This is a genomic window from Lapillicoccus sp. (assembly GCF_039935575.1).
Lineage (GTDB): Bacteria > Actinomycetota > Actinomycetes > Actinomycetales > Dermatophilaceae > Lapillicoccus.
On record NZ_JBDTKA010000021.1, the window covers coordinates 1 to 22202 of the forward strand.

The window sequence follows — 22202 nt, forward strand, 5'->3', positions numbered from 1 at the left end:
CGGCCGTCGTCGCGTCCGACCTGTCGGCCGGGATGCTGCGACGAGGTCGTCAGATCGACCGAGGCGACGGGCGGTCCGACCCCGAGGTGTGGCTGCCGCTGCTGCAGTGCGACGCGGCGGCCCTTCCCTTTGCCGACGAGACGTTCGACATCGTCTTCACGTCCTACGGAGCGGTGCCTTTTGTCGCCAGCTCAGCCCGTCTGATGCGCGAGGCGGCACGTGTCTTGCGGCCGGGTGGCCGGTTCGTCTTCTCGACGACCCACCCGATGCGGTGGGCGCTCGCCGACGATCCCGGGCCGGACGGCCTGCGGGTCACCCAGTCCTACTTCGACCGCACGCCCTACGTCGAGCAGGACCCCGACGGGGCCGCCACCTATGTCGAGCACCACCGCACCCTCGGCGACCGGGTCCGCGAGCTCGTCGCGGCCGGACTGCAGCTCATCGACCTCGTCGAGCCGGAATGGCCGGAGGAGAACGACCAGACCTGGGGTGGCTGGTCGCCGCTGCGGGGCGAGCTCGTGCCCGGGACGGCGATCTTCGTGACCCGCAAGGCCTAACCGCGCCGGACAGTGTCGCCGAGAGGTCAGCTTCAGTACTTGTGAATGGCTCGGAACAGCCGATCATGACCCCTCACCGGAAAGAGAGCGGCAGCCACGCATTCCGAGGCAAGCGATACAGGACGTGCCGCCGGTGCGGGCTCCCCTCTGCGATCCGAGGATGGTCGAAGTCCTCCCCCGGGTCGCGGCTCATCGCCAGGCGCTCCATCACGGCTCGGCTGCGCCGGTTGTCGACGGTCGTGAAGGACACCACCTCGTCGATGCCCACCTCGTCGAACGCCACCCGCACCGCCTCACGAGCCGCCTCGGTGGCATACCCCTGACCCCACGCAGACCGGGCGAGCCGCCACCCGATCTCGGTGCACGGTGTGAAAGGCGCCTCCCACACGGGGCGGTTCAGCCCGACGAACCCGATGAGCTGCGCGGTCGCCTGTACCTCGACCGCCCACAGCCCCCACCCCTGGCGCTCGATCGCGTCGCGGCAGCGGTCCAGCATCGCGTCCGAGACGGCGGCCTCGACCGTCGACGGGAAGTAGCGCATCACCTCCGGGTCGGCGTTCAGCGCCCCGAACGGTCTGCGGTCGGCGTCCCGCCATTGGCGCAGGAGCAACCGCTCGGTCGCGGCATAGAGGAGCCACTCAGTGTGCGGCGTCGTGCCAGGAGTGGCCGACCCCTACGCTGACGTCGAGCGGCACGTCCATCTCGACCGCGTGCCCCATCTCGTGACGGACCAGCTTCTCGACGTCCTCGCGCTCACCGGGGGCGATCTCGAGCACGAGCTCGTCGTGGACCTGCAAGAGCATGCGCGAGGTCGCACCGGCGACGACGAGACCACGGTCGACCCCGAGCATGGCGACCTTCATGATGTCGGCCGCCGAGCCCTGGATGGGCGCGTTCAACGCCATCCGCTCGGCCATCTCGCGGCGCTGCCGGTTGTCGCTCAGCAGATCGGGCAGGTAGCGTCGGCGCCCGAGCATCGTTGCGGTGTAACCGTTTCCGCGGGCCTCGGCAACAAGCTCGCGCAGGTAGTCACGGACGCCGCCGAACCGGGTGAAGTACTCCTCCATCAGACCGGCCGCCTCGCTCGTACTGATCGTCAGCTGCTTGGACAGACCGAACGCCGACAGTCCGTAGGCCAGGCCGTAGGACATCGCCTTGATCTTGGACCGCTGAGCCGCCGTCACGTCGTCGACCCCGACGGAGAAGACGCGTGACCCGACGTAGCTGTGCAGGTCCTCGCCGCTGCGGAAGGCCTCGATCAGCCCCTCGTCACCGGACAGGTGCGCCATGACGCGCATCTCGATCTGGCTGTAGTCCACCGACATCAACGACTCGTAACCCTCGCCCACGATGAACATCTCGCGGATCCGACGACCCTCCTCGGTGCGGATCGGGACGTTCTGCAGGTTGGGGTCGGTCGAGCTGAGTCGGCCGGTCGCGGCGATCGTCTGGATGTAGGTCGTATGGATCCGGGCGTCCTCGGCGACGGACTTGAGCAAGCCCTCGACGGTCACCCGGAGCCGGGCGGCGTCCCGGAAGGTCAGCACCGACTGCAGGAACGGGTGCTCCACCTTGCGACCCAGGTCGTTGAGCGCGTCCGCGTCGGTGGTGTAACCGGTCTTGGTGCGCTTGGTCTTGGGCAGGTTGAGCCGACCGAACAGCACCTCCTGCAGCTGTTTCGGCGAACCCAGGTTGACGGTGTCATCGCCGATCGCGTCCCAGGCGTGCTGCTGCGCCGAGCGGACCTGATCGTCGAAGTCGCTCTCCAGCGCCTCCAGGGCGGAGACGTCCATGGCGATGCCCGACCGCTCCATCCGCGCCAGCACTCCCACCAGGGGGAGCTCGACGTCATGCAGCAGCTCGGTGCCGCCGGTGCGCGCCAGCTCGGCATCGAGCGCGTCGGCGAGCTGGAGCACGGCGCTCGCGACGACCATGGCCTCCCCGGCGCCACCCTCGTCACCGCTCGAGAAGTCGAGCATCCCCTGCCCGTGGTCGTCCGTGTCGTTCTTCAGCTCCCGGTGCAGGATCCGCAAGGCCAGGTCCGCGAGGTCGAACACGCGCTGGTCGGGCTTGACCAGGTATGCGGCGAGGGCCGTGTCGCTCGTCAGCCCGACGAGGTCCCAGCCGCGCGCTGCGAGCGCGTGCGAGGGACCCTTGGCGTCATGGATCGCCTTGGGCTTGCCGGGGTCGGCTAGCCACTCCCCGACGGTCGCGTCGGCGAGCTCGTCGAGAGTCGTCACGTCAAGGTAGACAGCCCGGCCGGCAGCCGTCGCCACGGCGAGCCCGCGCACGTCGCCGGTGCCTCGCGCCCATTGGCCGACCACGTTGACGCCGGTGCGCTCACCCGCTCGCACATGCTCGGCAAACCAGGCAGGCACCTCCTCCGAGGAGATCACGTCGCCGTCGACGTCGAACCCGGAGTCCGCCTCGGGCGTGACCGCCTCGATCGTCGCGAACAGCCGCTCGCGGAGCACGCGGAACTCCAGGCCGTCGAAGACCTGGTGCACCTGCTCGCGGTCCCACGTCTGGCGTTCGAGCTCGTCGACGGTGACGCCGAGCTCGACGTCGCGGACCAGCTGGTTGAGCCGGCGGTTGCGCAGCACCCCGTCGAGGTGCTCACGCAGGGCGTCACCGACCTTGCCGCCGATCCGGTCGACGTTGGCGACGATGCCCGCGAGGTCGCCGTAGGTGGTGATCCACTTCGCGGCGGTCTTGGGGCCCACCCCGGGCACGCCCGGCAGGTTGTCGGACGACTCGCCGACGAGGGCGGCCAGGTCGCTGTATCGCTCGGGTGGGACGAGGTAACGCTCGGTCACGGCCGCGGGCGTCATCCGCCACACATCCGAGACGCCGCGCACGGGATAGACCATCGTCACCTGGTCGGTCACGAGCTGGAACACGTCGCGGTCACCCGAGACGATGACCACCTCCATGTCCTGGGCGGCCGCCTGGGTCGTCAGGGTGGCGATGATGTCGTCCGCCTCGTAGCCGGGCGTCTCGACGTAACGGATCTTCAGGGCGTCGAGCACCTCGTGGAGGAGCGGGATCTGTCCGGAGAACTCCGACGGGGTGGCTGCTCGCCCCGCTTTGTACTCGGCGTACTCCTCGAGGCGGAACGTCTGCCGGGAGAGGTCGAAAGCCACAGCGATGTGGGTCGGCTCCTCGTCGCGGAGCATGTTGATGAGCATCGAGGTGAAGCCGTAGACCGCGTTGGTGTTCTGCCCGGTCTTGGTCGAGAAGTTCTCGGCCGGCAGGGCGTAGAACGCCCGGTATGCCAGCGAGTGTCCGTCGAGGAGCAGGAGCCGGTTCGCAGGTGCCACGGCTGCCACCCTAGGCCCCGGCACCGACACCCCAGCCTGGCCGCCCGGGGGCGGCGGCGCCAGCCGGTCAGGCGTCGGCGGGCGCGGCGGCTGCGCGCTGGCGGACGGCCCGGAACCGGGCCGAGCGCCGCCGCTGCAGCACCTGTTCGAGACCGGTACGAGCCTCGCCAGCAGCGGCCAGCCTGCGGTGCAAGGCGGCCGGTGTCGTGACCCGGCGGACCACGGTCGGGGTGAATCCCAGGCGCGCGAAGAACCGGTTGGCGTCGCGCACCTGCGAGGGGACGTTGCTGATGATGGCGTCCGCGCCGACCCGGTCGGCGTGCGCGGCGGCCGCAGCGAGGAGCTGCCGGGCAACCCCGTGTCGACGCCACGCCTCCTTGACGTAGAGCTGGTCGATCGCCGTGCAGGGCGACCCCGTCAGCATCCCGGCGACCGTGTCCGACAACACCAGATAACCGACCGGGGCGTCGTCGACCAGCGCGAGGAACGACGTCACATCAGGGCGGCGAAGCACTGACGACAACGCCGTGCCGGACGTGGCCCGCAGGGCGCCTTCTGAGCTGGCTCCGACCTCGACCCGGGAGTCGACCCACATGTCGACCAAGTCGCGGTGATGGGCTTCCTCGAGTGGTCGAACCAAGACGTGGGGACGTGACACACGATCCTCCTGGGTGAGCGTGAACGGGACGATCCGCCGCCGCCCCCCGGCTGCGACCCTGCCGCCACGACGCAAGAACGACACGAGGACGAAGCGACGACGCAAGCGACTCTAGGGCCCCCCGGGTTCGGGTGGAAGGGGAGGGAAGAAATCCGTCCGTGCTCGTCGAAGGGCTGGTCGGCATGGCTGGTTCATGTGGCTGGTCGGGGGCTGCCCGCCACGCTCGGTGCGGTCGCTGCCGCCGGTCGTCGGTGCGGCCCCTGTGGAATTGCCGTAGAAAAACTGTGGAGACACTGTGGGCGCCAGTGGGTCGTAGGGTGGCGCGGTGCAGGGGGGTTTCCCGGGTCTGGGGACGGTCATCAACGTCGCGACGGTGGTCGTCGGGGCGCTGCTCGGGATGTGGGTCGGACACCGCCTGCCCGAGCGCACCAGGTCCGTGGTGACCGACTGCCTCGGGCTGGTGACGTTGCTCGTGGCGGGCCTGTCCTGCGCGAGCGTCACGGACCGGTCGCTGGTCGCCGCCGTGGGCACCGGCGTACCCGTCCTCGTCGTCCTGGGGTCGTTGCTGATCGGGAGCATCGCCGGCTCGCTCCTGCGCGTGGAGGACCGGCTCGCCGGCCTTGCCGGCGCGATCCAGTCACGCGTCTCCACACGCACGGGGACAGCTGCGCGCGAGCGGTTCATCGAGGGCTGGCTGACCGCGTCCCTGCTGTTCTGCGTGGGGCCGCTGACGATCCTCGGAAGCCTGTCGGACGGGCTCGGTCACGGGATAGACCAGCTGACCCTCAAGGCCGTGCTGGACGGGTTCGCTGCGCTGGCGTTCGCCTCGAGCTTCGGCGTAGGAGTGCTGATGTCGGCCGTCTCGGTAGCCGTGGTCCAGGGTCTGCTCACGCTCGTCGGCGTGCTTCTCGGATCGGTGCTGCCCGACGCCCACATCGCGGCGCTCACCGCGACCGGAGGACTGATGCTCGCCGGGATCGGCCTCCGGCTGCTGCGGATCAGGGATGTGCCGGTCGGCAACATGCTCCCGGCGGTGCTGGTCGCTCCGCTGCTGACCCAGCTGGTGGTCGTCCTGCGTCAATGACTGACTGGCTGGCTGACTGGCTGACTGACCTGCTGACCTGCTGACCTGCTGACCTGCTGACCGGCTACTTTGCCGGCATCTGGGAGATGACCGCCTCGGCGACCTCGCGCATGCCGAGCCTGCGGTCCATGGCGGTCTTCTGGATCCAGCGGAAGGCGTCGGCCTCGGAGAGCTTCAGCCGCTGCATGAGGATGCCCTTGGCCCGGTCGACGGCCTTGCGGGTCTCCAGCCGCTCGCCGAGGTCGGCAACCTCCAACTCGAGGGCCTTGAGCTCGCTCCAGCGGGAGGTGGCGATGTCGACGGCGGGAGTGAGGTCGGCCTGGGTGAACGGCTTGACGATGTAGGCCATCACACCGGCGTCGCGGGCTCGCTCGACGAGCTCCTTCTGGCTGAAGGCGGTGAGCATGATGACGGGAGCGATGCGCTCCTTGCCGATCTGCTCTGCGGCGCTGATCCCGTCGAGGACGGGCATCTTGATGTCCATGATGACGACGTCGGGTCGGTGTTCGCGCACGAGCGCCACGGCCTGCTCGCCGTCACTGGCCTGACCGACGACCTCGTATCCGACCTCCGCGAGCATCTCCGCGAGGTCGAGCCGGATGATGGCCTCGTCCTCGGCGACGACGACGCGCAGGGCCGCGCCGTTGCCGGCAGAAGGGGCCTCCGTGGCAGGGGCCACGGGAGCCGACGGCTGGGCAGGAGCCTTGCGGGCCTGCGGTTTGGCCGGGACGTCGGTGTCCGCGGTGGTCTTCTCGCTCATGGCCTCAGCGTATCGGTGTGGGACGATCTGCCGATGGCGAGGGACTCGGCCGGAGGCAGCGTCTCGCATGGTGGTGAGGTGCTCGGCGCGAGTCTGAGATCGAACCCCCGTCAGGTGGGGCCGATCCGAGACGCGGAGGGGGCGTCCCACTTCGAGCAGTTCCTCGTCTGTGCGGTCGTGACGATCGCGGTCACCCGAATCTACCTCCAGGCGACGGGTTTCCCGCAAATCGGGACACCGGGCGGGCTGCACGTCGCCCATGTGCTCTTCGGCGGGATCCTCATGCTGGTTGCGATGCTCGTCTTCATGTTGTTCCTCGGTCGCCGGCCACGTGTCGTCGGATCGGTCGTCGGAGGCGTCGGGTTCGGCTGTTCATCGACGAGGTCGGCAAGTTCATCACCGGCAACAACGACTACTTCTACCAACCGGTCGCCGCGGTCATCTACCTGGTGATGGTCGTGGTCTACCTGGCCGTGCGGCTGGCATCGGGGCCCTGCTCCTGTGGATCGCTCGGCGGCGGGTGCTATCGTTGCGGCTGTTCAGCCTGGCGCTCGCGATCGACCTGCTGGTGGTCCAGTTCTTTCACCTGCTCGACGACGCGTTCCTCGGGTTCACCGGGGTGTTCATCGCCCTGCTCCTCTATGCGCTCAGCCGGGCCATGCTCTACCGCGCGGAACATCCTCATGAGGTGAGCCCGGGCAAGGATGTTGCGCAGAGTCAGCCGGAAACGGTCCAGTTAGCCACACTGGCGGGCGCACTCAGGGTGCGCGTCGTTGTTACGTGCCGAGGGCGGGACTTGAACCCGCACGGCCTTGCGGCCAGAGCATTTTGAGTGCCCCGTGTCTGCCATTCCACCACCCCGGCCAGGTGCTCTCCTGCGCAAAGCGCAGGGCGGCGGCCAGCATACCGACACCGGTCAGTAGATCGCGAAGTCCTCGTAGGCCGGGGCGACCTTGTTCTGGGCGTCGCCGATCCGGTGCACCCGCAAGGCGTTCGTGGAGCCCGGGATGCCGGGGGGCGAACCTGCCACGATGATCACGCGGTCTCCCTCGACGCAGCGGCCGGACTGGAGTAGCTCCTTGTCGACCTCCAGAGCCATCTGGTCGGTATGCCTCGCCATCGGCACGATGAGGGTCTCGATGCCCCACACGAGGGCGAGCTGGGACCGCGTCGCGGCGACCGGGGTGAACGCGAGCATCGGGATGCTGGTGCGCAGCCGCGACAGGCGTTTGGCGGAGTCGCCTGACTGGGTGAACGTCACGAGGTACTTGACGCCCAGCAGCTGGCCGATCTCGACCGCGGCCCAGGTGACCGCGCCTCCGGTCGTGTGCGGACGCGTGCCGAGGGCGTGGATCCGCTCCAGACCGTGGTCCTCTGTGGTCTCGATGATCCGCGCCATGGTGCGCACGGCCTGGATCGGCCAGGCACCCACGCTCGTCTCGCCCGACAGCATGATCGCGTCGGCGCCGTCGAGGACCGCGTTGGCGCAGTCGCTCGCCTCGGCCCGGGTGGGCCGGGAGTTCTCGATCATGGACTCGAGGACCTGGGTCGCGACGATGACGGGTTTCGCGTTCTGCCGGGCGATCTCGACGGCACGCTTCTGCACGAGGGGCACGTCCTCGAGGGGCAGCTCGACCCCGAGGTCGCCGCGGGCGACCATCACCCCGTCGAACGTCTCGATGATCTCCTCGAGGTTGTCCACGGCCTGGGGCTTCTCGATCTTGGCGATGACCGGCAGCGTGATGCCGACCTCGTCCATGATGGCGTGCACGTCCTTGATGTCCTCGGCCGACCGCACGAAGGACAGCGCGATCATGTCGGCACCGAGAGTCAGGCCCCAGCGCAGGTCGGCAATGTCCTTCTCTGACATTGCGGGGACACTCACGGCGACGCCGGGCAGGTTGATCCCCTTGTTGTTCGAGATGGTCCCGCCCTCGACCGTCTCGGTGACGATGTCGGTATCGGTCACCTCGACCGCGCGCAGGGACACCTTGCCGTCGTCGACGAGGAGCATGTCGCCGACCTTCACGTCGCCGGGCATGCCCTTGTAGGTCGTGCTGACCCGTTCCTTGTCGCCGAGGATGTCGTCGACGGTGATGGTGAACCGGTCGCCAACGGCCAGGGAGATGGGACCGTCGGCAAAACGACCGGTCCGGATCTTGGGTCCTTGCAGGTCCACGAGCACGCCTACGGCCCGTCCGTGGTGGTCGCTGGCGGCGCGCACCGACTGGTAGATGCCCTCGTGCACGGAGTACTCGCCGTGCGAGAGATTGAGACGGGCGATGTCCATGCCGGCTTCGACGAGAGCGTCGATCTGCTCCGGCGACGAAGTGGCTGGCCCGAGCGTGCAGACGATCTTGGCGCGGCGCATGGTTCGACCCTATTCCGTTGTGCTGGATGGCACATGCGCAGCACCTGCGGCTCACGACGGTGTCTCAGCACCTGGGCGGTACGGCGGTTCGTGCCGTACCGCGGCTCAGACGACCAGCGGCCGGTCCGTCGGGTTGATCGGTCGCGGCAGCTGGCTCGAGCCGGTGAGCCAGGCGTCGACTCCCTGCGCCGCGGCGCGACCCTCGGCGATGGCCCAGACGATCAGCGACTGTCCGCGACCGGCGTCGCCGGCCACGAAGACGCCAGGCACCGACGACATGAAGTGCTTGTCCCGCTTGACGTTCGAGCGCTCGTCGAGCTCGACGCCCAGCTGTTCGACCACACCAGGCTTCTCGGGACCGAGAAAGCCCATCGCGAGGAGCACGAGCTGCGCCGGGATCTCACGTTCGCTGCCCTCGACGGGCTGGAAGCGTCCCTCGCGCATCTGCACTTCGACCAGACGAAGGGCGCGCACCCGACCGTTCTCGTCGCCGAGGAACTCCTCGGTGTTGACGGCGAAGACGCGGTCACCACCCTCTTCGTGGGCGCTGGACACGCGATAGGTCATCGGGTAGGTCGGCCAAGGCTGGCCCGACGCGCGTTCCTCAGTGGGGCGGGGAAGGATCTCGAGCTGGGTGACCGAGCGGGCACTTTGGCGGTGCGAGGTGCCGAGGCAGTCGGCTCCCGTGTCACCACCCCCGATGATGACGACGTCGAGGTCGGTGGCGAGGATCTGGTCTGGCACCTCCTGGCCGAGCGCCGCGCGGTTTCCTTGGGGCAGGAAATCCATGGCCTGGTGGATACCGCGCAGCTCGCGGCCGGGCGAAGGGAGGTCACGCGCGACGGTCGAGCCGATGGCGAGCACCACGGCGTCGTAGCGGTCGACGAGCTGCTTGCCGGTGATCTCGTCGCCGACGTCGACGCCGCTGCGGAAGCGGGTGCCCTCGGCCTCCATCTGTGCGATGCGCCGGTCGACGACCGACTTCTCCATCTTGAACTCGGGGATGCCGTAGCGCAGCAGCCCACCGGGTTGGTCGGCGCGCTCGTAGACCGCGACGGTGTGCCCGGCCCTCGTCAGCTGCTGTGCAGCAGCGAGGCCTGCAGGGCCCGAGCCGACGACCGCGACCGTGCGCCCGGACAGCCGCTCGGGCGGTTGCGGGACCACGTGTCCGGCCTCGAAGGCCTGCTCGATGGTCGTCAGCTCGACCTGCTTGATCGTCACGGCGGGCTGGTTGATCCCCAGCACGCACGCGGTCTCGCAGGGCGCCGGGCAGAGCCGACCAGTGAACTCCGGGAAGTTGTTGGTTGCGTGCAGGCGCTCGATCGCCTCGCTCCAGTCACCGCGCCAGGCCAGGTCGTTCCACTCGGGAATGAGGTTGCCAAGGGGACAGCCGTTGTGACAGAACGGGATCCCGCAGTCCATGCATCGGCCGGCCTGCCGCTGCAGCTGGGCTAGCTCCTGCTGCTGGTAGACCTCTCGCCAGTCCTGTATGCGTACCGGCACCGGGCGTCGGGTGGGGAGCTCCCGCTCGCGGACCTTGAGGAAACCCTGCGGGTCAGCCACGGGACGCCTCCATGATCCGTTCCCAGACCTCGGTGCCATCGGGGTCGAGGCCCTCTTCTTCCGCCGCCTCCCGGACGTCCAGGACGCGCTGGTAGGCCCGCGGGAGAACGAGGGTAAACCGCCCACGCGACGAGTCCCACGTCTCGAGGAGCCGCTCGGCCACCGGCGACTGGGTCCAGTCACGATGCGCCTCGAGCAGGCCCCTGAGCGCCACCTCGTCGCTTGCCCGCAACGGCAGCAGGTCGACGAGCTCGCCGTTGACCGCCTCGGGACGCAGGTCGAGGACGTAGGCCAACCCGCCGGACATCCCGGCGGCAAAGTTACGGCCGGTCGGTCCGAGGACCGCGACCGTCCCACCGGTCATGTACTCGCAGCCGTGGTCGCCGACCCCCTCGACGACGGCGGTGGCACCGGAGTTGCGGACGCAGAACCGCTCCCCCGCTTGTCCGCGGAGGTAGATCTCGCCGGTGGTCGCGCCGTAGGCGACGACGTTGCCGGCGATGACGTTGGCCTCGGCCGTCAACGGCGACTGCGCGTCCGGACGCACGACGAGCCGGCCACCCGACAGGCCCTTGCCAACGTAGTCGTTGGCGTCGCCTCGCAGGACAAGCGTGATCCCGGCCGGCACGAACGCGCCGAACGACTGTCCGCTCGACCCGGTGAGAGTGAGCTCGATCGTGCCATCCGGCAGACCGTGGGGGTGCAGCTTGGTCACCTCGTGGCCGAGCATCGTGCCGACCGTGCGGTTGACGTTGCGAATGGCGACCCGGGCGCGGACCTGCTCCCCGTCGCGCAGCGCGGGCTGCGCGAGGGCGATGAGCTGGTGGTCGAGCGCCTTCTCGAGTCCGTGGTCCTGCCCGACGGTCTGGTATGCCGAACCCCCGGTGGGGTCCTCGACCATGGTCAGGAGGGGGCTGAGGTCGAGACCGGCGGCCTTCCAGTGCTCGACGGCTCGGTCGGTGTGCAGCGCGTCGACGTGTCCGATCGCCTCGGCGATGGACCGGAAACCCAACGCTGCCAGGTGTTCTCGGACTTCCTCGGCGATGTACTCAAAGAACGTCTCGACGAACTCGGGCTTGCCCGAGAACCGCGCGCGCAGCTCGGGGTTCTGGGTGGCGACACCGACCGGGCACGTGTCGAGGTGGCAGACGCGCATCATGATGCACCCGGAGACGACCAACGGAGCGGTAGCGAAACCGAACTCCTCGGCGCCGAGCAGCGCGGCGATCACCACGTCGCGCCCGGTTTTGAGCTGTCCGTCGGTCTGGACCACGATCCGGTCGCGGAGGCCGTTGATGCGAAGCGTCTGCTGGGTCTCGGCCAGGCCGAGCTCCCAGGGCGCACCGGCATGTTTCAGCGAGGTCAGCGGCGAGGCCCCGGTGCCCCCGTCGTGTCCGGAGATCAGGACGACATCGGCATGCGCCTTGGAGACACCCGCCGCGACGGTGCCGACGCAGATCTCCGACACCAGCTTGACGTGCACCCGGGCTCGGGGGTTGGCGTTCTTGAGGTCATGGATCAGCTGCGCCAGGTCTTCGATCGAGTAGATGTCGTGGTGCGGCGGTGGCGAGATCAGCCCCACACCCGGCGTCGAGTGTCGGGTCTTGGCGACCCACGGGTAGACCTTCGGGCCCGGGAGCTGGCCGCCCTCACCGGGCTTGGCACCCTGAGCCATCTTGATCTGGATGTCGTCGGCCTGCGTGAGATAGAGGCTGGTCACGCCGAACCGTCCGGACGCGACCTGCTTGACGGCGGACCGGCGCGTCGGGTCCAGCAGGTGGTCCTCGTCCTCGCCGCCCTCGCCGGTGTTGGACTTGCCACCGAGCCGGTTCATGGCGATGGCGAGGTTCTCGTGGGCTTCCTTGCTGATCGAGCCGTAGCTCATCGCACCGGTGCTGAACCTCCGCACGATCGCGGAGACGGGTTCGACCTCCTCGATCGGCACGGGCTGACGCCCGGTCTCGTCTCCGGGCGCGAACTCGAAGAGCCCCCGCAGCGTCATCAGCCGCTCGGACTGCTCGTCGACTCGGGCGGTGTACTGCTTGAACACGTCGTAACGTCGCTGCCGGGTGGAGTGCTGCAGCCGGAAGACGGTGTCGGGGTCGAACAGGTGCGGTTCGCCCTCGCGACGCCACTGGTACTCGCCCCCGACCCACAACGTGCGATGCGCCGGGTGCACACCCTCTGGCGGGTAGGCGACCGCGTGCCGCGCGGCGACCTCCTCGGCGATGACGTCGAGGTCGACGCCGCCGAGCTGGGTCACGGTGCCGGTGAAGTAGCGCTCGACCAGGGTCTGCGAGAGGCCGATCGCCTCGAAGACCTGGGCACCGTGGTAGGACGCGACAGTCGAGATGCCCATCTTGGACATCACTTTCAGGACACCTTTGCCGAGCGCCTTGATCAGGTTGGCGACGGCCTTCTCGGCGTCGACCGCCGTGATGGTGCCGGACCGGATCAGGTCCTCGACGGACTCCATGGCGAGATAGGGGTTGACCGCGGCCGCGCCGAAACCCACGAGCAGGGCGACGTGGTGCACCTCGCGAACGTCCCCGGCCTCCACGAGCAGACCCACCCGCGTACGCGTCTTCTCGCGGATGAGGTGGTGGTGCACCGACGACGTGAGCAGCAGTGAGGGGATCGGCGCGAGGTCGCGACCCGAGTCACGGTCGGAGAGCACGACGAACCGGGCCCCGCGGCGGATCGCCTCGGAGACCTCGACGAAGATCTCCTCGAGGCGGGCGTGCATGGCGTCGGCGCCACCGCCCACGTCGTAGAGCCCCCGCACGACATGGGTCGCGTAGCCGGGCAGGTCCCCGTCAGCGTTGATGTGGACGATCTTGGCGAGCTGGTCGTTGTCGATGACCGGGAACGGCAGCACGAGCTGGCGAGCGTGCGCCGGCGACACGGACAGGGCGTTGCCTTCGGGGCCGATCGTCATGCCCAATGAGGTGACCAGCTCTTCGCGGATCGCGTCGAGCGGGGGGTTGGTGACCTGGGCAAACAGCTGGGTGAAGTAGTCGAACAGCAGCCGGGGACGGCTCGACAGGACCGCGATCGGGCTGTCGGTGCCCATCGACCCGAGCGCCTCACCGCCGGTCGAGGCCATCGGGGTCAGCAGGATGCGCAGCTCCTCCTGCGTGTAGCCGAAGGTCTGCTGCCGTCGCGCGACCGACGACGGGGTGTGCATGACATGCTCGCGCTCGGGCAGGTCCGTGAGGTTGATCAGCCCGGCGTGCAGCCACTCGTCGTAGGGGTGCTGCGAGGCCAGGGAGGACTTGATCTCCTCGTCGCCGATGATCCGGCCGTGCTCGGTGTCGACGAGGAACATCCGTCCCGGCTGCAGGCGACCGCGCTTGACGACCGTGGACGGGTCGAGGTCGAGGACTCCCGACTCGGAGGCGAGCACGACGAGCCCGTCGTCGGTGACGGCATACCGGCCGGGGCGCAGCCCGTTGCGATCCAGGACGGCACCGATCAGGGTGCCATCGGTGAACGCCACGCACGCCGGACCGTCCCAGGGCTCCATGAACGTGGAGTGGAACTCGTAGAACGCACGTCGGGCCGGGTCCATCTCGGCGTGGTTCTCCCACGCCTCCGGGATCATCATCAACACGGCGTGTGGCAGCGAACGCCCGCCGAGGTGCAGCAGCTCGAGGACCTCGTCGAAGCTCTCCGAGTCGGAGGCGTCCGGCGAGCAGATCGGGAACAGCCGCTCGATGTCGCCGGGGATGATGTCCGAGGTGAGCTGACTCTCGCGGGCGCTCATCCAGTTGCGGTTGCCCTTGACGGTGTTGATCTCGCCGTTGTGGGCGATAAACCGGTAGGGGTGCGAGCGCGGCCAGGAGGGGAAGGTGTTGGTCGAGAACCGCGAGTGGACCAGCGCCAGCTCGCTCTCGAACAGCCGGTGCGACAGGTCCGGGAAGAACGGCTCCAGCTGGGCCGTGGTCAGCATCCCCTTGTAGACCAGGGTGCGCGACGACAAGGAAGCGAAGTAGGCATCGGTCTCGAGCTCCGCCCGCTTGCGCAGGCAGAAGGCATACCGGTCCAGGCCGAGCGCGGTCTGGCGGCCGACCGCCGACGAGACGAACAGCTGGGCGAAGTGCGGCATGCAGTCGCGGGCCACCTCGCCGATCATGTCGTCGGTGATCGGGACGTCGCGCCAGCCGAGGACCTTCAGACCCTCCTCGACCGCGATCCGCTCGACGGCCTCGATCGTGTCGGTGCGCTCACCCTCGTCCTGTGGGAGGAAGGCCATGCCGACGGCGTAGGCGCCCGGGCCCGGCAGCGGGAAACCGGCGACCTCGCGCAGGAACGCGTCCGGCACCTGGGTGAGGATGCCGGCGCCGTCACCGACCAGCGGGTCGGCTCCGGTGGCGCCGCGGTGGTCGAGGTTGCGCAGGGCGGTGAGGGCATGCACGACGATGTCGTGGCCCGCGTGACCGCGCATGGTGACGACCATCGCCACGCCGCACGCGTCGTGCTCGTTCTCGGCGCGGTAGAGCCCGACATCGGCCGGCTGCGCCGAATAGGGAGCGGCGCCGCGAGCGGCTGGACTGGTGTGACGACCGGTGGTCGTGTGGGGGGGCATCGACATCTCACCGTCCTTAAGTCCGGTCGGCGGGCGCCGAGGGGCTGACTGAACAGACTGGACTGAACAGACTGAGCTGGGCGGCATCGGCCAGTGCAACTAGCAGAATAGCGGTGGCGTCGAGCGTCCTACATTTCGGTACGATTCATTCCGAATGCTGAGACTCTGCGGGCTGATCGGGCACCGCCGCCTCGTTCGGGGGGTCCCCAGCGGGCTCAGACGGCGCCGGTCGACGCCCGAACCAGACGAATAAGGCAACCCCGAGCAGGAACACCAGCAGCGAAACCCAGACGTTGACCCGCAGTCCGAAGATGTGGTTGGCGTCGTCGGTCCTCATGAACTCGATGACCACACGGCCGAGCGGATAGCCCGCAACGTAGAGCGCGAACACCTGCCCCGGCCGGAAGTCGGCGCGGCGGTCGGCCCAGATCAGCACGAAGGCCAGCAGGACGCAGAAGATCGCCTCGTAGAGGAAGGTCGGCTGGAAGATCCCCTTGACGATCGGGTTGCCCTGCGCGTCGAGCAGCGCGTGACCGGCCTGCTGGTCCCACTCGTAGACCTTCAAGCCCCAGGGCAGGTCGGTCGGACCGCCGTAGATCTCGTTGTTGAAGTAGTTGCCGAACCGGCCCATGGCCTGCGCGATGAGGACGCCTGGGGCAGCCGAGTCGACGAAGTCGGTGAAGCGGATGCCCTGACGGCGGCAGCCGATGTAGGCGCCGAGGGCGCCCAAGGCGATCGCCCCCCAGATGCCGAGGCCGCCCTCCCAGATCTTGAAGGCGTTGAGCGGGTGGCCGCCCTCCCCGAAGTACGCCTGCGGCGAGGTGATCAGGTGGTAGATCCGCCCACCGACGATCCCGAACGGCACCGCCCATGCGGAGACGTCCAGGACCACGCCGGGCTTGCCCCCGCGCTTCTCGATGCGCTTCTGGGTGAGCCACATCGCCACAACGATCCCGGCGAGGATGCACATCGCGTAGGCCCGGATGGGGATCGGCCCGATGTTCCAGACACCGGTCGTCGGGCTGGGGATGACGGCCGGCAGCGAGCCAGCGAGGATGCCGGTGCTCACGCGTGCACCCGAGAGCTGCGTACGCCGGCGGCGAGATCTGCGACGAGGACGCGCAACCGGTCGATCCCGGCGTCGGGCGGGTCGTCTGGTGCGCCGGACTGGCCGAGCGCACGGACCAGCGCGGACCCGACGATCACGCCGTCGGCGAACCGGCCGACGTCGGCGGCCTGCACGCCGTTGGACACACCGAGCCCGACGCATACCGGCAGGTCGGTGACCTCGCGGGTGCGGGCGACCAGGGACTCGGCGGCCGTTCCGACCGAGTCCCGCGTGCCCGTGACGCCCATGGTGGAGGCTGCGTAGACGAAGCCTCGACAGGCGCTGGTGGCGGCGACCAGGCGCTCGGGGGTCGAGCTGGGCGCGACGAGGAAGACGCGGTCGAGCCCGTATGCGTCCGACGCCCGAACCCACTCCCCCGCCTCGTCCGGGATCAGGTCGGGCGTGATCAGGCCTTCACCCGACGCGGCCGCGAGCTCGCCGGCGAACCGGTCGACCCCACGGCGCAGGACGGGGTTCCAGTAGGTCATCACCAGCGCAGGCGCGCCGGCGTCGTGCACCGCCTTCGTCGCTGTGAAGACATCGTCGACACGCGCGCCACCTGCGAGTGCTGCCTCGGCCGCGCGCTGGTTGACCGGACCGTCGATGACGGGGTCGCTGTAGGGGACGCCGACCTCGACGATGTCGACGCCGGCCTTGACCATCGCTGTCATCGCCGCGATCGAGACAGGCACGTCGGGATAGCCGACCGGCAGGTAGCCGATGAGCGCCGCCCGCCCCTCGGCGCGGCACCGCTCGAGGACCTCGGAGACCCCGCTCATACCTGCGTCCCCACGCCCTTGGCCGCCTCGCTCGGCGCGGTCTCCCTGACCGGCGCCTCACCCTCGTCATCGGGGGGCACCTCCCGCTCACGGGGAAGGAGGCCGAACCACGCGGCGGCGGTGTGTACGTCCTTGTCGCCGCGGCCCGAGAGGTTGACGAGCAGGACGGCGTCACGACCGAGCTCGCGCCCGACCTGCATGGCACCGGCCAGCGCGTGGGCGGACTCGATGGCCGGGATGATCCCCTCGGTGCGGCAGAGCAGCCGGAAGGCCTCCATCGCCTGGTCGTCCGTGATCGAGCGGTACTCGGCGCGGCCGCTGTCGAGCAGGTAGGAGTGCTCCGGGCCGACGCTCGGGTAGTCCAGCCCGGCGGAGACCGAGTGCGACTCGATCGTCTGACCGTCGTCGTCCTGCATGACGTAGGTGTAGGCACCGTGCAGCACACCCGGGACCCCCGAGGCAAACCGCGAGGCGTGCCTGCCCGAGGCGATCCCGTGCCCGCCAGCCTCCAGACCGACCAGGCGAACGGAGGAGTCGTCGAGGAACCGGTGGAAGATGCCCATCGCGTTGGACCCGCCGCCGACGCAGGCGAGGACCACGTCGGGCAGGCGTCCGACCAGGTCGAGGACCTGGGCTCGCGCCTCGACACCGATGACGCGGTGGAAGTCGCGGACCATCTCGGGAAACGGGTGCGGACCGGTGACCGTGCCGAGCACGTAGTGGGTGTCGTCCACGTTGGCCACCCAGTCACGCAGGGCCTCGTTGACTGCGTCCTTGAGGGTCTGGCTACCGTTCGTGACGGCGACGACCTCGGCACCGAGCAGACGCATCCGCGCGACGTTGAGGGCCTGGCGTTCGGTGTCGACCTTGCCCATGTAGACGACGCAGTCAAGCCCGAGCAGGGCCGCCGCGGTCGCGGTCGCGACGCCATGCTGACCCGCTCCCGTCTCGGCGATGACCCGGGTCTTGCCCATCCGTTTGGTCAGCAGAGCCTGGCCGAGCACGGTGTTGATCTTGTGGGACCCGGTGTGGTTGAGGTCCTCGCGCTTGAGGATGACCCGAGCCCCCCCGGCGTGCTCGGCGAAGCGGGGCACTTCGGTGATGATGCTCGGCCGGCCCGTGTAGGTGCGGTGCAGACGCTCGAGCTCGCCGACGAACTCGGGGTCGACCATCGCCTTGAGGCGCACCTCGTCGAGCTGCTCGAGCGCCGGGATGAGCGCCTCGGGGACGAACCGCCCGCCGAACGCGCCGAACCGGCCCGGTGTCGTCACGCGCGTGCCTCCTGACGGGCGGCCGGCTCCCCGACGAACGGCACGTCCGCGTATGCGGCGACCGCGCCGGCCGGGTCGCCTCCGATGACGAGCGCCTCACCGACCAGGACCGCTCTGGCCCCGGCTGCGGCGTACTCGCGCACGTCTTCCACGGAGCGGACACCGGACTCGGCGACGGTGACGACTGAGTCGGGGACGAGGGGTCGTAGTCGGGCGAAGGTCGAGCGGTCGACGTCCAGGGTGCGCAGGTTGCGGGCGTTGACGCCGAGGACACGGGCACCGCCGTCGAGCGCGCGCCGCGTCTCCTCCTCGTCGTGCACCTCGACGAGGGCGGTCATCCCGAGCTCCTCGGCCTGCTCCTTGAGGGCAACGAAGTCGGGCTGGGCGAGAGCCGCGACGATGAGCAGGATGAGGTCGGCGCCGTGGGCCCGGGCCTCGATGACCTGGTAGGTGTCGACGATGAAGTCCTTGCGCAGCAACGGAACCCGTATCGCCGCCCGGACGGCGTCGAGGTCATGCAGGCTGCCGCCGAACCGGCGCTGCTCGGTGAGCACGCTGACCGCACTGGCCCCACCAGCCACGTACGAGACCGCCAGGGCCGCTGGATCCGCGATGGCGGCGAGGCCGCCCCTGCTCGGGCTGGCTCGCTTGACCTCGGCGATGACCGCGATGCCGGCGGCCGAGCGCAGCGACGACTCGGCGTCGAGGGCCAGCGGGACGGTGTCGAGGCGGCGCTCGAGGTCGGCCAGCGTCGTGCGGCGTCGGCGATCGTCGAGGTCTGCGCGGACACCGGCCACGATGTCGGCCAGGACACTGGGGACCTCGACGGCGGAGGACGCGTTGCGGGACACGCGCCAAGGCTACGTGCCCGGGGCTACGGTGCCAGCCACGCTCCGCCGGCCAGCTGCGGCAGGTTGCGCCACACGGTGAACACGGCCAGGACCAGGCCCAGACCTAGCCAGAACCGGTTCGTGACCCGTGCGGCGCCGTCATGACGACCCTCCCACGCGGCTCGGGTGGCCAGGCACCACCAGACCGCCAACACCGGTAGCAGGGCGACGACGACGACGTTGAAGGACAGGGCCGCGGACAGGTCACCTCGGGTCAGTGCCCCCACGCATCGCAGCCCACCGCAGAACGGGCACCAGAGGCCGGTGGTGGCGTGCAATGGGCAGGACAGGAGGTTCCCAGGCAGCACGGCAGATCCGTCGGTGCGATGCAGCCAGCCCGCCGCGAGTCCGACTGTGATGAGTCCGGCGGCCGGCGCACGCAGCGCCCGGACCCGCGAGCTGGTCGCGGTTCCGGGCGCTGCGAGGTCGGTCATGGTCCTGGGGCCGCAGCTGTGCCGTCAGCCCTTCGGGACGGTGACCGATACCGTGCTCATGATCTTGTCGGCGATCGTCTGGCGCTTGCTGTCCCAGAGGGGGAAGAGCCACCCGACATAGCAGATGATGCTGTCGACGATGTGCGCGAGGTCTCGCACGAACGCCATCCCCATGCCGAGGACCTGCCCGTCGGACTCACGGACCACCTTGACTCCGGCGACTCCGCGACCGATCGTCTGGCCGGTTGTGCCGCCCCTGTACCAACGGTTGTAGATCGCCACGGCGAGGATGTAGAGGGCGCCGAGGTAGTACGCCACCCCGAAACTGCCTGGCAGCCCGGTGACGGGGTCCGCCTTGGGGAGTCCGATGAAATACAGGATATAACCCGGGATGTAGAGGACCACGAAGTCGATGAGCCATCCCAGGGCGCGCTGCGGCCACTGGGCCAAGGTGCCGACCGAGCTGGCCGGTGCCTGCTCGTAAGGCCCGGTGTACGCCGGTGCCGCCCCGCCATAGGGCTGGTTCGGGTCGTTGTATGCCGGCGGCGGGGCCTGGCCGTAACCGGACGGCGGAGGCGGTGACTGACCGTAGTCGGCCGGTGGTGGAGGCGGCGGGGGCGCCGCCTGGCCGTAGTCGGACGGCGGAGGAGGCGGCGGTGCCTGGCCGTAGGACGGCGGCGACGGAGCGTCGCTGGGCGTCTGCGGCTCCGAGGTCGGGTCCGACCGGTCGTCCTCGGACGGAGGCGGCGGCGGGGTGCCGTAGGACATGGTTGAGCCTTTCTCTGGTGGACGGGTGGGTCGGCTGCGGTCAGCCGGTCACTTCCGGGTCAGGGTGCGGACGTCCTCCGCGATGCGGATGACGGCGATGTAGAGCTCGAGGGTCACCCGGAGCAGGATCAGCCAGAACAGCGCAAAAAGTGGGCCGACGATGACCAGGACGAGCAGTCCGACGAAGGCGTTCAGCCGGAATGCCGCGATGGAGTACCCCAGCCAGCCGATCACGACGAGGACGATCGAGACGACGTACAGGACCTTGACGACCGAGGGCGTCACGAACGAGCTGAACGAGAGGTCGAAAAGCTTCGCCAAGAAGCCTTTGGCCTGGTCCGCGGTCGGTGGGGTCAGCGAGGACCCGAAGGACTGGCCGGTGGGCGGAGGCGTGGAAGGCCCGCCGGGCGAGGACGCAAACGGCCCGGTCGGCGCTGCCGAGTAGCTTCCCGGGGACGAGGGGCCGTAGCCCGACGGTGGTGACGCCGGAGGTGGGGTCGACGGAGGGGTCGACGGTGGCGTCGACGGTGGCGTCGGTTGCGGCATGGACCCGGCCGGTGGAGGCGGGGGGGGCGGGGGTGGTGGCGCGCCGTAACCCGGTGTCGGCCCCGGCTCGTGAGCGCTGATCGGCCGCGTCTCAGGGCTGTCCTGGTCGGGGTCGTGCTGGTCGTCGCCCGAGGACGGCGGGGGTTCGGTGCCAAAGGTCATGGGTGGGCGCCCTCTCTGTGACGACACCACCGTCCGAGCCCTGCGCCCCGACGGTGCTCCTGCGTGTTACTGCGTGTTACTGCCTGCTGTTGAATGCCTGTCGGCGCCACACGGTGCGCGACACCGTGAAACATAGTCGTCGAAGGGCTGCCAATGGCAGGTTTGAGCCCTTTGACGTTGGCGCGGTGGGTTCTACCGTGGAATCGCCGTGGCCATCGAACGGGAGTCGAACGGGCGTCGAAGGGCGGTCGAGCGCCCGAAGAGCCTCTGAAGGCTACGAGGTGCCGGAGTCGTGCTGGTTGCGACCCGGCAGGTCCGCTGACGCGGTGCCCGTGCGGTGGGACGCCTCGCGGGTGCCTGCCGTGGAACCGTAGCCCGCCATCGACAGCACCTTGCCCAGGATGATCCCGATGACGACCACGACCGCCCCGATGACAAAACCCAGCACCGATGGGAAGACCACGGCGATGGACATCACGAGGGAGCCGGCCATGATGAAAGCGACGGCGGTCCACGCGGCGGTGCTGTGGCCGTGGTCCTCGTGCATCTCGTGGTCGACCCCAGCGGACTCGGTCATGCAGTGCTCCTCGGTTGCGACGCTCGTGACTGCGCTCATCATGTCAGGTCGGTCTCGTCAGGTCGGGTCCTGCATCGTGTGGGTCGCCCGGGAGTCCCCGTCGAGGTCGGCACCGGGATCAGGACCGAGGTGGTCGTCTCCGGCTGGGGTCAACGTCGGGTCCCGACCCTCGCTAACCTCGTCCCAGGCGCTGCGCCGGGTGCCCCGTCCGGCTGCCGTCGCATCCGCCGCCGCGGCATCTGACCCTCCACCTGCCTGAGCAGACTCTCCGGCGCCCGCGGTTGCCGGGCTCTCGAAACGTGCCGAGAGCCCCGCCCACCTGCCCACAGCGACGGCCCCGAGCACGGCGGTGAGCACCAGAGCGAAAGCGGCGACGACGGTGACCCACAGCCAGCCCGTCGCCGTCGCCGTGGTGGCAACCTGCCCCGTGCGACCGAGCCCGGACGCGGCGACCCGGCCGAGTGATCCCGCTTGGTCGGTGACCGTGCCGATGGTCAGGGCGACGGCCCCACCCGCGGCCAGCAGGGCCAGAACCGACGCCGTCCGACGGATCCGCGGGCCGCCGGTGAGCATCGCGACCAGCGCTGCCAGGCATACCAGACCAAGAGCGAGGACGCCCGGAGCGAGCTGCGAACCTGTCGCGGACACGTTGCCACCGCCGAGCAGCGGCTCCGTGCTGCGACCGGTCAGCCAGGTCCGGCTGGTGCCGAGGAGCAGCACCAGTGCGGGCAGCGCGACGAGCAGCGACACCGACCGCTTGGTCATC

20 protein-coding genes and 1 tRNA gene are annotated in these 22202 nt (G+C 69.4%); 3 read left to right on the forward strand and 18 right to left on the reverse strand.

The window, feature by feature from the left end; genetic code table 11:
- Positions 1 to 557, forward strand: a 557-nt coding sequence (locus ABI385_RS02705) for a methyltransferase domain-containing protein (RefSeq protein WP_348102193.1), incomplete at its 5' end; no start/stop codon positions are given.
- 73 nt (positions 558 to 630) lie between these two features.
- Here the strand turns inward: ABI385_RS02705 and ABI385_RS02710 are convergent.
- The 3 genes from ABI385_RS02710 to ABI385_RS02720 all read right to left on the reverse strand — a co-directional run bounded on the left by ABI385_RS02710 (position 631) and on the right by ABI385_RS02720 (position 4535).
- On the reverse strand, positions 631 to 1167 hold the full coding sequence (locus ABI385_RS02710; RefSeq protein WP_348102194.1) for a GNAT family N-acetyltransferase: 537 nt from the start codon (positions 1165 to 1167) through the stop codon (positions 631 to 633).
- 28 nt (positions 1168 to 1195) lie between these two features.
- On the reverse strand, positions 1196 to 3877 hold the full coding sequence (gene polA, locus ABI385_RS02715; RefSeq protein WP_348102195.1) for a DNA polymerase I: 2682 nt from the start codon (positions 3875 to 3877) through the stop codon (positions 1196 to 1198).
- Between the two features lie 67 nt (positions 3878 to 3944).
- Complete coding sequence (locus ABI385_RS02720; RefSeq protein WP_348102196.1) at positions 3945 to 4535, reverse strand: GNAT family N-acetyltransferase; 591 nt, start codon at positions 4533 to 4535, stop codon at positions 3945 to 3947.
- A 325-nt stretch (positions 4536 to 4860) separates the two neighbouring features.
- Between ABI385_RS02720 and ABI385_RS02725 the strand changes: the two genes are divergently transcribed.
- Positions 4861 to 5619: a DUF554 domain-containing protein gene (locus tag ABI385_RS02725; RefSeq protein WP_348102197.1), complete on the forward strand. Its 759-nt coding sequence runs from the start codon at positions 4861 to 4863 to the stop codon at positions 5617 to 5619.
- Positions 5620 to 5683: 64 nt separating this feature from the next.
- Here ABI385_RS02725 and ABI385_RS02730 read toward each other — a convergent pair whose 3' ends face one another.
- A complete protein-coding gene (locus tag ABI385_RS02730) occupies positions 5684 to 6379 on the reverse strand; it encodes a response regulator (RefSeq protein WP_348102198.1) in 696 nt (231 codons plus the stop codon).
- Between the two features lie 33 nt (positions 6380 to 6412).
- Here ABI385_RS02730 and ABI385_RS02735 point away from each other — a divergent pair, with 33 nt between their 5' ends.
- A complete protein-coding gene (locus ABI385_RS02735; RefSeq protein ID WP_348102199.1) occupies positions 6413 to 6832 on the forward strand; it encodes a hypothetical protein in 420 nt (139 codons plus the stop codon).
- A gap of 70 nt (positions 6833 to 6902) precedes the next feature.
- On the opposite strand, the gene ABI385_RS02740 is transcribed toward ABI385_RS02735, so the two are convergent.
- From ABI385_RS02740 to ABI385_RS02805, 14 genes are all read right to left on the reverse strand, one after another.
- Positions 6903 to 7064, reverse strand: coding sequence for a hypothetical protein (locus tag ABI385_RS02740; protein WP_348102200.1), 162 nt, complete (start codon positions 7062 to 7064; stop codon positions 6903 to 6905).
- A 96-nt stretch (positions 7065 to 7160) separates the two neighbouring features.
- Positions 7161 to 7243: transfer RNA gene (locus ABI385_RS02745), tRNA-Leu, on the reverse strand.
- 52 nt (positions 7244 to 7295) lie between these two features.
- Complete coding sequence (gene pyk, locus ABI385_RS02750) at positions 7296 to 8750, reverse strand: pyruvate kinase (protein WP_348102201.1); 1455 nt, start codon at positions 8748 to 8750, stop codon at positions 7296 to 7298.
- A 105-nt stretch (positions 8751 to 8855) separates the two neighbouring features.
- Entirely contained in the window at positions 8856 to 10313 is a 1458-nt protein-coding gene (locus ABI385_RS02755) for a glutamate synthase subunit beta (protein WP_348102202.1), read from the reverse strand.
- On the reverse strand, positions 10306 to 14901 hold the full coding sequence (gltB, locus tag ABI385_RS02760; protein ID WP_348102248.1) for a glutamate synthase large subunit: 4596 nt from the start codon (positions 14899 to 14901) through the stop codon (positions 10306 to 10308). The genes ABI385_RS02755 and gltB overlap by 8 nt, the downstream gene beginning before the upstream one ends.
- A 145-nt stretch (positions 14902 to 15046) precedes the next feature.
- Positions 15047 to 15970, reverse strand: a complete 924-nt coding sequence (gene lgt / locus ABI385_RS02765; RefSeq protein WP_348102203.1) for a prolipoprotein diacylglyceryl transferase — start codon at positions 15968 to 15970, stop codon at positions 15047 to 15049.
- Positions 15967 to 16788: a tryptophan synthase subunit alpha gene (gene trpA / locus ABI385_RS02770; protein ID WP_348102204.1), complete on the reverse strand. Its 822-nt coding sequence runs from the start codon at positions 16786 to 16788 to the stop codon at positions 15967 to 15969. The genes lgt and trpA overlap by 4 nt, the downstream gene beginning before the upstream one ends.
- Positions 16785 to 18059, reverse strand: coding sequence for a tryptophan synthase subunit beta (trpB, locus tag ABI385_RS02775; protein WP_348102205.1), 1275 nt, complete (start codon positions 18057 to 18059; stop codon positions 16785 to 16787). The genes trpA and trpB overlap by 4 nt, the downstream gene beginning before the upstream one ends.
- Entirely contained in the window at positions 18056 to 18910 is an 855-nt protein-coding gene (gene trpC, locus ABI385_RS02780) for an indole-3-glycerol phosphate synthase TrpC (RefSeq protein ID WP_348102206.1), read from the reverse strand. Before trpC ends, trpB begins: the two co-directional genes overlap by 4 nt.
- Positions 18911 to 18933: 23 nt before the next feature.
- Positions 18934 to 19383 (reverse strand): DUF2752 domain-containing protein, encoded by a 450-nt coding sequence (locus ABI385_RS02785; protein WP_348102207.1) that lies wholly within the window; start codon positions 19381 to 19383, stop codon positions 18934 to 18936.
- Positions 19384 to 19407: 24 nt separating this feature from the next.
- Complete coding sequence (locus ABI385_RS02790) at positions 19408 to 20151, reverse strand: RDD family protein (protein WP_348102208.1); 744 nt, start codon at positions 20149 to 20151, stop codon at positions 19408 to 19410.
- Positions 20152 to 20199: 48 nt separating this feature from the next.
- The gene (locus ABI385_RS02795; RefSeq protein ID WP_348102209.1) at positions 20200 to 20472 is read right to left on the reverse strand and encodes a DUF4282 domain-containing protein; all 273 of its coding nucleotides are present in this window, start codon (positions 20470 to 20472) and stop codon (positions 20200 to 20202) included.
- 661 nt (positions 20473 to 21133) lie between these two features.
- Complete coding sequence (locus ABI385_RS02800) at positions 21134 to 21436, reverse strand: HGxxPAAW family protein (RefSeq protein ID WP_348102210.1); 303 nt, start codon at positions 21434 to 21436, stop codon at positions 21134 to 21136.
- Positions 21437 to 21493: 57 nt separating this feature from the next.
- Positions 21494 to 22201 carry a Trp biosynthesis-associated membrane protein gene (locus ABI385_RS02805; RefSeq protein ID WP_348102211.1) on the reverse strand — a complete coding sequence of 236 codons (708 nt, stop codon included), beginning with the start codon at positions 22199 to 22201 and terminating at the stop codon, positions 21494 to 21496.
- Position 22202 lies beyond the last annotated feature (1 nt).